The following is a 10637-nucleotide window of genomic DNA, read 5'->3' as shown; positions in this document are numbered from 1 at the left end:
GGTGCGGCCTCGGGATCGGACGGTGGCGTAGGAACTTCCATCCAATCCCGTAGGTCGCACCCATCACAGTCGACACGCCGTTCACATGGCGACAAATCCCGAGGTCACAGGGCTACGCGCCGACCTTTCCGGGACCCTGGCGCTCTCCCCCGCCGGGGTCCCGAGCGGAAAGAAACACGCCGCGGAATGCTCGCGCGAATCGGGTGAGGTAGCGAGCACCGGTGTTTCGATCAGGCATCGAGACTGAGCGGAGAAGCATCGCGGCGCAAAACTGCATCCCGGCGGAGGATCGATGATCGTGGGCGGACGCCCCGGAATCGAGGGTAGGTAGGCGTGGCTCGGGTGGGTGAGCCTCGGAATCGCATCGATCAGAGCCCGGGTGTACGGATGCCGCATGTGCGCGAACAGTTCACGCGTCGGCCCTACTTCCACGACCTTGCCCGCATACATGACGGCGATCGAGTCGGCACGGCCCGCCACGACACCGAGATCGTGGGTGATCAGGATCATGCCCATCTTCGATTTCTGTTGCAGGTCCTGGAGAAGATCGAGAATCTGCTGCTGCACCGTGACATCGAGAGCCGTGGTCGGTTCATCGGCGATGAGCAGCTTCGGGGAACACGCGATCGCCAGCGCGATCGTGACGCGCTGCCGCATGCCACCGGACAGGTGGTGCGGGTACTGAGCGAACCGGCTTTCGGGTTCGGGTATCCCCACCAGCGTCAGCAATCGGATCGCTTCGGCCTTCGCCTGCGCCCGATCGAGGCCGAGGTGGAACCGGAGAGTTTCGGTGAGTTGCCGCCCGATCGTCATGACCGGAGTGAGGGAGGTCATCGGGTCCTGGAACACCATCGACAGGTCCACTCCCCACAGGTGCTTGTTCTTCTTCGGCGACACGGTCGCCAGATCCACACCGTTGAAGCGGATCTCACCGGCCGGATGCACCTGAGCGCTGGGCGGGAGAATCTTCATGACCGCGCGGGACAGCACGGACTTTCCCGAGCCGGATTCGCCGACGATGCCGAGTGTCCGTCCGGGATCGACTGTCAGATCGACGCCGTCGACCGCACGGACCGAGCCGCGTGGCGTATCGAACCACACCCGCAGATCACGCACATCCAGCAGTGACGCCCGCCGCGTAGCCTCCACCCCGTCGGTGTCCTTCTCGAGACTTTCGACACCACTCATACGGACGACTCCTTCCCGACCCGGCCACGCACCCAGTCCCCGAGTTTGTTGAACGAGTACACGGTGAGAAAGAAGAACAGCATGGGAATGAGTACGAGATGGGGGTATTCCCTCAGGGATTCGCGTCCGGCCGCGAGCATCCCGCCCCAGCTCGGAGTGGGTGGGGGAACACCCAGTCCGAGAAAGCTCAAACTGCCTTCCGCCACGACGAGGGTCGCCATCACCACGAGCGCGAGCGACATGACGGGCAGCATCACGTTGGCGAGCAGTTCCCGAGTGAGCACCCGCCATGTTCCCGCTCCGAGCGCCTTCGCCGCCGTGACAAATTCACGTTCCGAGAAGGCGATCGTGTTGGCTCGCGCGACACGCGCGAAGTTCGGGATACCGAGCAGGGCGAGGCCGAGCACCAGTGTCGACAGACTCGGACCGAGTGCGGCCACCAGTGCGATGAGGAAGATCAGTGCGGGGAACGAGAGCAGGAAATTGATGACCAGTGAGATCGCCCGGTCCAGAAAGCCTCCGACGTACCCGGCAACCATCCCCGCCGTAACGCCGATGATCATCGCCACGGTCGTACCGACGATGGCCACCGTCATCGACACCCGCGCGCCGTAGATGCATCGCGACAGTGTGTCGCGGCCCAATGAGTCGGTCCCGAGCGGGTGCGCTCCCCATCCCGGGGTCGCGCTGAACTCGTCGGTGATCTCACTGGGGTCGGGCAGCGGTAGCCACTGTGCAGTCAGGGCCGCGAGGACGACGAGACCGATCCAGACAGCACCGAGCAACGCACCGTACTCGCGTCGCCGGCGACGCGGTGGCGCAGCGGCCGGCGCCGCGCTGGTAGGCGTACCGATCGCAGGCCCCTGCGCGGGTGCTCCGATATCGGTGGCCTTCCCGACGAGATCTGTCACGATCCACTCACTTTCCGGACGCGCGGGTCCAGCCACGGGTAAGCGACGTCGACGGCCGTATTGATCAGCAGGTAGAGCAACGCGCTGAGCAGAACCACCGCCTGCACGACGATGAAGTCGCGCGACAGGATCGAATTGACGACCAGCGTGCCCATGCCCGGTATCGAGAAGATCAGTTCGACGATGACCGTTCCGCCGATGAGCCGGCCGATCACCACCCCGGACACGGTGATCAGGGAGAACGAGGATTGCCGCAGCGAATGTCCTGTCAGAATGCGCCACGTGGGCAGTCCGCGCGCCCGCGCCGAGAGCACGTGATCCTGCTGGAGAGTCGCCATCATGTCGCCTTTGAGCAGGCGGGTGAACAGCACGCATTCACCCGCCGCCAAGGTCATCACCGGCAGTACGAGATACCGGATGTGCTCGATCGGGTCCTCGGAGAACGGCGTCCATCCGAGGGTCGGAAGCCACCCGAGCAGCACGCCGAACACGAAGACGAGCAGAACTCCCAGCGCGAACGACGGTATGGCCAGTGTCGCCGACGTCAGCGCTGTCGCAATCCTGTCGACGCGGCCGCCGGGCCGGTACGCCGACCAGACACCGACGGGCAGCGAGATCGCGAGGGCCACCACCATCGACAGGATCGCGAGTTCCAGAGACACCGGTGCTCGTTCGGCGATCGACGTAAGCACCGGTGTCTGCGTGGTGAACGAGCGCCCGAAGTCGCCCTGGAGAACTCCTCCGATCCACGAGAAGTACCGCTGCACGAGCGGATCCGACAGTCCGTAGCTCTCGCGGGCGAGCTCGCGCATCGCGTCGGACGCACCCGGGGGCACCAGTGCGTCGACGGGGTCGCCGGGAATCAACTCCAGAAGCAGGAACACCGCCGCGCTGACCATCCAGACCAGAAGGAGGAAGTTCCCGACGGACACCGCGCTTCGCCGCACCGAAGGTCCGACCACGTTTCGATCACCTCGCACTCTCTCGTCGCCCGCTACTCGGCGTCCCCCGCTACTTGTCGACCCATGCCTCGTCCAGGTAGACGCCCGCTCCACTCGGCGTGCCCGTGATGATCAGATCCTTCACGTAGTCCTGGGTGAAGAGGTATCCGGTCTGGTATCGCCAGTTCCGCAGCGGTGCGTCGTTGGAGATCTCCCCGTTGATCACCTCGTAGGCCGCTGAGACCACCTGCGGGTCCTGCGACGCCCGGCTCGTCTCGAATGCTTCGTCCACCTCAGGATTCGAGTAGCCGGTGATATTGCGGGTCCCGTTGGAGTGGAACCGTTCGTAGATGCCGTCCATGTTCTGCGACAAGGCGGCGGCCATGCCGAGTTGGTAGTCACCTGCATTGAGAGCGCCTTCGAGCGTGGCGTAGTCCATGGCGTCGATCTCGATGGTGAGCCCGTCGATCTGCTGGGCCTGCGACTGCAGGAGCTGCGCCACCTGCTCGAGTGCGGGCAGACCCGCGAAGGTGCTCAGACGCAAGGTCAGATCGGACTTGCCGGTCCGGTCCAGATACTCGTCGAACAGCTGCTGCGCCTCCTCGATGTCCTTCTCGGGGAACTTTCCGAGCGAGTCGTCGCGGTAGGGACTGTCCGGGTAGAGGAACGCGTCGACCGGTTCGTCGCCCGGGTACACGGCGCTGTTGATCTGTGCGCTGTCGAACGTCTTCAGGATCGCGAGGCGTAACTGCGGGTCCTTCAGATCAGGGTCTTCGAGGTTGAAATTCAGGCCGGTTCCGCCGACGAGGGGCAGGCTGTGGACCGTATACCCCTCCGCTTCGATCGCCTTGGCGTCCTTCGCCAGAAGAGACCAATCAATGTCGATCTCGCCGGCACGCAACGCGTTCAGACGCTGGTCGTCCTGGCCGATCACCTCGAGAACGTAACTGTCGAGGTACGGAGCGCCCTCGTCCCAGTAGTCAGGGTTGGCCGTGTAGGTTGCCTTCGAATTCCGGACCCAGGTGTCGAGGGTGAAGGGACCGGCACCGATCGGCGCGTTTCCGAAATCGGGGCCGAGCTGCGTGATCGCTGACGGCGACCCGATCATGCCGAGGCCCTGTGTCAATGCCCAGGGAAGCTGGAAGTTCGTCTGTTCCGAAACGACTTCGACTGTGAGTGGGTCGACGACCCGCCACGTGAGCGGAGCCGCGACCAGAGCGGAAGGTGAGAGATTCGCTGGATCCTTGATGCGGTCCCAGTTGAAGACGACAGCTTCTGCGTCGAACGGGGTGCCGTCGGTGAACTGGACACCGTCCCGAAGTGTCAAGGTCCACGTCCGGCCGTCCTCGGAGTCGAAGGACGACGCCATCGAGGGCACGAACTGTTCGTCCTCGACGTCGTAGCGCATGAGGGTACCGAAGACGGGCACGCATCGTTCGAATGCGTTGCTGGCACACCAGACCGGGTCCATCGTCTTGCCCTCGACGTTGATGGCCATCACCAGTTCGCCGCCGGGCACGGGCGTGTCGGAACCTGTCCCTCCGCCTCCCGACGAATCCCCGCCACCGCACCCGGCGGCCACCATCACCGACGCAACGGCAAGAAGCAACGGTCGAGAAATCCCTCGTCGTGCACGGACGCGCGGCAACACGTGCGGTCGACTCACTGACACTTGCACTCCTGTTGTAGTTCTGGGCCTGCTGCGGGTACCGGCACCATCCAGGCCACTACCCGCAGCAAGCACTTCGCTGATCGGCGGTCGGGGTTATCCGGTAACCCAGATTTCCTCGGGCAACGGCGACCCGAGCGCATACACCTCGACACCGTGCACGTTGTCGGCCCACACGACGCCGGGGACGGCGCGGTAGTACCAGATGCCCGGGACGAGTTCGGTCAGACGCTCCTGCACCGTGTTGTACGCGGGCTTCCGTTCGTCGACGTTCTCCGAGATACGGCCGGCATCGAGCGCGGCATCGAGCTCGGGATCGGACACGCCTACATTGTTTCCGGTCGAGGCGCTGTGGAAGGCCAGCCACAGCGGGGTGTCGGGGTCCTGGATGATGGCCGAGGAAATCAGCATGTCGAAGTCGTGGGATCCGGTCCGGGCCACCGCCTGGGGGTAGTCGACCACGTCGACGTTCACCTCGACGTTCTCGAACGCGCTGAGCTGCGCCTGGAGTGCCTCACCGAGGGTCCTGCTCTCGGTGGTCGGGTACGACAGGAACGAGAACGACACCGGCTTGCCTTCTGCGGCGAGTTCGTCGAACAGATCCTGCGCAGTCTCAGGATCGGTCTCCTTGAGCGGGATGTCGGTGAAGAACGGTGAGCTCTCGGCGAAGAGCGTTTGCGGGACCTCGCCCTGTCCGTTGTAGACAGCGGTGTTGATCGCGTCGAGGTCGACGGCGAGTGCCACGGCGCGACGTGCACGCTCGTCGTCGAACGGCGCGCGCCGGAAGTTCATGCCCATGAACTGACCGCCGCCGGTCGCGACGACTTCGGTGTTCAAACCTGCGTTCTCGAGCTTGTCAATGCTCTCCCAGTTCGTCTCCGACGCGAAATCCGCTGCGCCGGTGGTCATCGCGTTCACGCGCTGGTTGGTGTCGCTGACCGTGCGGATCGTGAGGCTGTCCAGATACGGTTTCGGCGCGTCCCAGTAGTCCGGGTTCTTGGTCAGTTTCACGGCGTCCTGACGTGACCACGATTCCAGAACGAACGGTCCCGCACCGACGGGGTTCTCGTCGAATGCGGCCTGACCCTGCTCGAGGGCGGCGGGGGACGCGATCCAGTTCAGCGAACTCCCTACGACCGCCTGCGCGTAGTGCGGGTTCTCCGATCGCATCGTGACTGTGAGAGTGGTCGGATCCTCGACGCGTGTCTCCTCGATCTGCGCTGCCCACCGTCCCGAAGTGGATCCCAGTGCAGGATCGGTCAGGCGATCCCAGTTGTACTTCACGGCAGCGGCGTCGAGCGGTGTGCCGTCGGTGAAGACGAGATCGGGCTGAAGCTTCAGGGTGAACGTCTTGCCGCCGTCGACGGTCGAGAACTCGGTGGCCATCTTGTAGTCGATCTCGAGACTCTCGACATCGTTGACCATCAATGTGCCGTACAGGGCGTTGCCGAGCGTGGGCTGGAACGCCCAGTAGTTGGTCAACGCTGCGGGGTCGAGCGACCGCGGCTCACCCGTCTGCAGGACTTCGAGGGTGCCTCCCACGACCGGATCCCCGGATTCGATCGGCGCGCTCGAGTCGTCCGAACCCGAGTCGCCGCACGAGCTCAGGAGGAGGACGGCAGCGAACGCAGCAGCGGCTGCTGACAGTACACGTCTGTGTCGAAACATCATGGCCTCTCACAAGAATGGAATCGTCCCGGACGATGCCCGTGGACGGTCGGAGGTCGAGGTACGGCATCGGATATCGGCGTACAGCGATCGACAGCCCGGACAATCGGGACACCCGAGCGTGACGACGATCACAGGAAGTATCACCATTCCCACGCCAACATTCAAGTATTGCCATCCTTGTAATGATTGAAGTAGCGTGCGAACCGAGCGCAACCTCCGTACGTGCCCGGGTGGGCTGAGGAAGGACTTCGTTTCTTATGTTTTCGGCAGTAGTGATCGAGAAGGGCGAAACCGGCCAGACGGTGACGCGCACGAGCATCGAAGAATCGGCACTCCCCGAAGGGGACGTGACCGTCGAGGTGGAGTACTCCACACTGAACTTCAAGGACGGGCTGGCCATCACCGGCAAATCTCCAGTGGTGCGGAAGTTTCCGATGGTTCCGGGCATCGATGTCGCGGGAGTCGTCACCGACAGCTCGAACCCGGAGTGGAAAGCGGGCGACCGCGTCGTCCTCAACGGTTGGGGTGTGGGCGAGACCCACTGGGGCGGATTCGCCCAGAAGGCACGACTGAAGGGTGACTGGCTGATCCCCCTGCCCGAAGCATTCACCTCGCGGCAGGCGATGGCAATCGGCACGGCCGGGTACACGGCGAGCCTGTGTGTGGATGCCCTGGTGAACTTCGGCGTGACCCCCGATCAAGGCGAAATCCTGGTCACCGGCGCCACGGGTGGTGTCGGCAGTGTCGCGATCGCGCTGTTGACGAAGGCCGGGTTCACCGTGGCCGCTGCGACCGGAAAGCCGGCCGAGTCCGAATACCTGCAACAGCTGGGCGCCGACGTCGTCATCGACCGCGCCGAACTCTCCTCGGCCGGAAAGCCCATGCAGAAGGAGCGGTGGGCCGGCGTCATCGATACAGCAGGCAGCCACACTCTTGCCAATGCGTGCGCACAGACCCGCTACGGCGGCGCAGTAGCCGCGTGCGGACTGGCGCAGGGCATGGATTTCCCGGCCTCGGTGGCGCCCTTCATCCTTCGCGGGGTATCTCTGCTCGGGATCGACAGCGTGATGGCACCGCGCGAACGGCGTCTCACCGCGTGGGCACGCCTGTCCCGCGATCTCGAGGCGAACACGCTCGACACGATCACCCAGGAGGTGTCGCTGGAGGAGGCCATCACCGCGGCGGACCGGCTCATGGACGGCACGGTGCGCGGCCGCATCGTCGTCGACGTCAATCGATAACAGGAGCACCAGTGACAAAGAAGTCCGAGAACACCAGCCCTGTCGAACTCGACCTCTCCGACGTCGACCATCGAGTCGGAAAACCCATCGGTGGCGGGCAGCTGTGGGATCCGTGCAGCACCTCCGACATCCGCCGGTGGGTGATGGCGATGGACAATCCCAATCCGATCCACTGGGATCATGAGTTTGCTCGCAACTCGCGATACGGCGGAATCATCGCCCCGCAGTCGATCGCCGTCGCATTGGACTACGGCCACGGCGCCGCACCGGCGTGTGTGGGGCGCATCCCCGAGAGCCATCTCATCTTCGGCGGCGAGGAATGGTGGTTCTACGGCTGCCCGGTCCGCCCGGGCGACAAGCTCTTCCAGGAGCGGCGCTTCCACGACTACAAGGTGGCCGAGACGAAGTTCGCCGGACCCACCATGTTCTCGCGCGGCGACACCGTCCACAAGAATCAGAACGGTGTCCTCGTCGCCAAGGAGCGTTCCACCGCCATCCGGTATCTGTCCGCAGAAGCCACCAAGCGCGGGATGTACGAGAACCAGCTCGGCGAGAAGAAGAAGTGGACAAGCGCCGAGCTGGTCGAGATCGAGAATCTGCGCTACGAATGGCTCCTGACCACGCGGTCCGGAATCTCACCGCGGTTCGACGAGGTCAAGGTCGGCGACACACTGCCGCGACGGGTCCTCGGACCCCACACCATCGCGTCCTTCACCACCGAATACCGTGCGTTCCTCTTCAACATCTGGGGCACGTTCGGGTGGGTGGCACCCGAGGGCGTCGAAGATCCGTGGGTCTACCAGGATCCGGGCTGGGTCGACGGTTTCGGCTTCGACGAAGAAGGCGCCAAGATCGATCCCCGCAAGCGCGACGGCCTCTATGTCGGCCCGTCCCGCGGACACATCGACGAGGACAAGGCCGGCGAAGTCGGCATGGCACGCGCCTACGGATACGGCGCGACGATGGGCGCCTGGTGCACCGACTTCCTTGCTAACTGGGCCGGCCTCGACGGCATGGTGCGCCACATCAAGTCGGACTTCCGCGGGCCTGCCTTCGAAGGCGACGTCACGTACTTCGACGCCGAGATCGTCGACAAGGAGCCCATGTCGACCTGGGGCGTTCCACTCGTCCAGGTCAAGCTCCGGCTGACGAACCAGGACGGCACCGTCCTCGTGTCCTCCCTCGCCGAGGTCGAGCTGCCGCTGTAGCGGCACCGCGCAGACAACAGGAAGTCATCCATGAGTACTGAGACGAAGGCAGAAGCGGTGGACTCTGTTTCGATCGTGTCGGGCCCACCACTGAGCGACGAACCGGGGCTCGGAGCCCTCACCCTGCCCGGTTTCCTCCGCGAGGTGACCGAACTGTACGGCGATCGCGAAGCGCTTGTGATGCACGGCGCCGACGGCGTCACCCGATGGACCTACTCCGAACTGTGGGAGCGGGCTATCGACGTCGCGCGGGCGCTGCGGGGACTCGGCCTCGCAAAGGACGGACGCGTGGGCGTGCTGATGACGAACCGCCCCGAGTGGATCACGGCGGTCTTCGGCGCCTCCCTTGCAGGGGGTGTCGCAGTCACACTCAGCACGTTCTCGACCCCGTCGGAGCTCGACTACATGCTCGAGACCTCGGGGGTGGAGATCCTGCTGTTCGAGCGCAACGTCCTGAAGACGGACTTCGCCGCAGCCCTGACCGACCTGGAACCGCGGATCGGCACAGCCGGCGGCGACGAGATCCACTCGACGAAGTTCCCCTTCCTCCGTCACGTCGCCATGGTCGGCAAGAAGGCCGAAGGCGAGTCGATCGAAGCGTGGGACGAGTTCCTCGCCCACGGTGAATCACAGCCCCGCGAACTGGTCGAAGCGTCCGCCGCGTCAGTACAGCCCAGCGATGTGGCCGTGCTGTTCTTCTCCTCCGGTTCGACCAGCAAACCGAAGGGCATTCTGAGCGCGCACCGCGGAGTGTCCATTCAGATGTGGCGATTCCGGCGCATGTACGGATTCTCGCTCGAGATGGACATTCGGTGCTGGACAGCGAACGGCTACTTCTGGTCGGGGAATTTCGCGATGGCCCTCGGCAACACCCTCGCCAGTGGTGGGTCGCTCATCCTGCAACCGACGTTCGATCCGAGCGAAGCCCTCGAGCTCATCGAGAAAGAACGGGTGAACTTCCCCTTCGCCTGGCCGCACCAGTGGGCTCAGCTCGTCGGTGCCCCGAACTGGGACAAGGCGGATCTGAGTAGCCTCCGCTACGTCGACTACAACACACCGGTAGCACGTCACCCCACGGTGACCGACGAATGGTACGAGCCGGGTCACGCGTACGGCAATACCGAAACCTTCACGATCAGTACGTGCTACCCCGCCAATACCCCGTCCGATGTGATCGCGGGTAGCAGCGGAAAGCCGTTGCCCGGGGTGACGATCCGGATCGTCGATGCCTTGACCGGCGCTGTCGTTCCCCGAGGAGAGCGAGGCGAGATCTGTGTCAAGGGACCGACGTTGATGCTCGGGTACGTCGGCACTCCCCTCAGTGAGACGGTCGACGACCACGGGTTCTTCCACACCGGCGACGGCGGCTACGTCGACGACACCGGGCGACTCTATTGGGAAGGACGCCTCACCGACATCATCAAGACCGGCGGCGCGAACGTCTCTCCCCTCGAGGTCGACGAAGCGCTCATCGCGTGCCCCGGAGTCAAAGTGGCACGCACGGTCGGTGTCCCCCACGACACGCTCGGGGAGGTCGTCGTCTCCTGCATAGTGGCGCACGCAGGAGCCGACCTCGATGTCGACGGGATTCGTGGATACCTGCGCGAGCGCCTCGCCAGCTACAAGGTTCCGCGAGAGGTGTTGTTCTTCGACAACGAGGAAATCAGCCTCACCGGCACCGCGAAGATCAAGTCGAGCGACATCAAGGAACTCGCCATCAAGCGTCTCCAGAAATAACCGACCGCCACCAGAGCGAGAGGTCCTGCACACGCTCCGAGTGTGTGCAGGACCTCTCGCTTCGTCGTCTT

At 64.2% G+C, this 10637-nt stretch carries 8 protein-coding genes; 3 read left to right on the top strand and 5 right to left on the bottom strand.

Annotation, left to right across the window (positions count from 1 at the left end; all coding sequences use genetic code 11):
• Nucleotides 1-81 precede the first annotated feature (81 nt).
• The 5 genes from MWU77_RS17245 to MWU77_RS17225 form a co-directional block, all read right to left on the bottom strand.
• Entirely contained in the window at nt 82-1188 is a 1107-nt protein-coding gene (locus MWU77_RS17245; protein ID WP_247274316.1) for an ABC transporter ATP-binding protein, read from the bottom strand.
• Nucleotides 1185-2099 (bottom strand): ABC transporter permease, encoded by a 915-nt coding sequence (locus tag MWU77_RS24985; RefSeq protein ID WP_247274315.1) that lies wholly within the window; start codon nt 2097-2099, stop codon nt 1185-1187. Before MWU77_RS24985 ends, MWU77_RS17245 begins: the two co-directional genes overlap by 4 nt.
• Nucleotides 2096-3061 (bottom strand): ABC transporter permease, encoded by a 966-nt coding sequence (locus tag MWU77_RS17235; RefSeq protein ID WP_247274314.1) that lies wholly within the window; start codon nt 3059-3061, stop codon nt 2096-2098. Before MWU77_RS17235 ends, MWU77_RS24985 begins: the two co-directional genes overlap by 4 nt.
• A gap of 49 nt (nt 3062-3110) precedes the next feature.
• Entirely contained in the window at nt 3111-4712 is a 1602-nt protein-coding gene (locus tag MWU77_RS17230) for an ABC transporter substrate-binding protein (protein ID WP_169688689.1), read from the bottom strand.
• Between the two features lie 93 nt (nt 4713-4805).
• Complete coding sequence (locus MWU77_RS17225) at nt 4806-6251, bottom strand: ABC transporter substrate-binding protein (RefSeq protein WP_308198814.1); 1446 nt, start codon at nt 6249-6251, stop codon at nt 4806-4808.
• A 386-nt stretch (nt 6252-6637) separates the two neighbouring features.
• Between MWU77_RS17225 and MWU77_RS17220 the strand changes: the two genes are divergently transcribed.
• From MWU77_RS17220 to MWU77_RS17210, 3 genes are read left to right on the top strand one after another with little or no spacing between them, the layout of a single operon-like run.
• Complete coding sequence (locus MWU77_RS17220; RefSeq protein WP_169688688.1) at nt 6638-7621, top strand: MDR family oxidoreductase; 984 nt, start codon at nt 6638-6640, stop codon at nt 7619-7621.
• An 11-nt stretch (nt 7622-7632) separates the two neighbouring features.
• Entirely contained in the window at nt 7633-8829 is a 1197-nt protein-coding gene (locus MWU77_RS17215; protein WP_169688687.1) for a MaoC family dehydratase N-terminal domain-containing protein, read from the top strand.
• Between the two features lie 30 nt (nt 8830-8859).
• Nucleotides 8860-10566 (top strand): class I adenylate-forming enzyme family protein, encoded by a 1707-nt coding sequence (locus tag MWU77_RS17210; RefSeq protein WP_247274313.1) that lies wholly within the window; start codon nt 8860-8862, stop codon nt 10564-10566.
• The last annotated feature ends 71 nt before the right edge of the window (nt 10567-10637 follow it).

Origin of the sequence: Rhodococcus sp. F64268, from assembly GCF_023015605.1 — a bacterium.
GTDB lineage: Bacteria > Actinomycetota > Actinomycetes > Mycobacteriales > Mycobacteriaceae > Rhodococcus.
The sequence above is the reverse complement of the archived record's forward strand: the minus strand, read 5'-3'. Positions and strand labels throughout refer to the sequence as shown.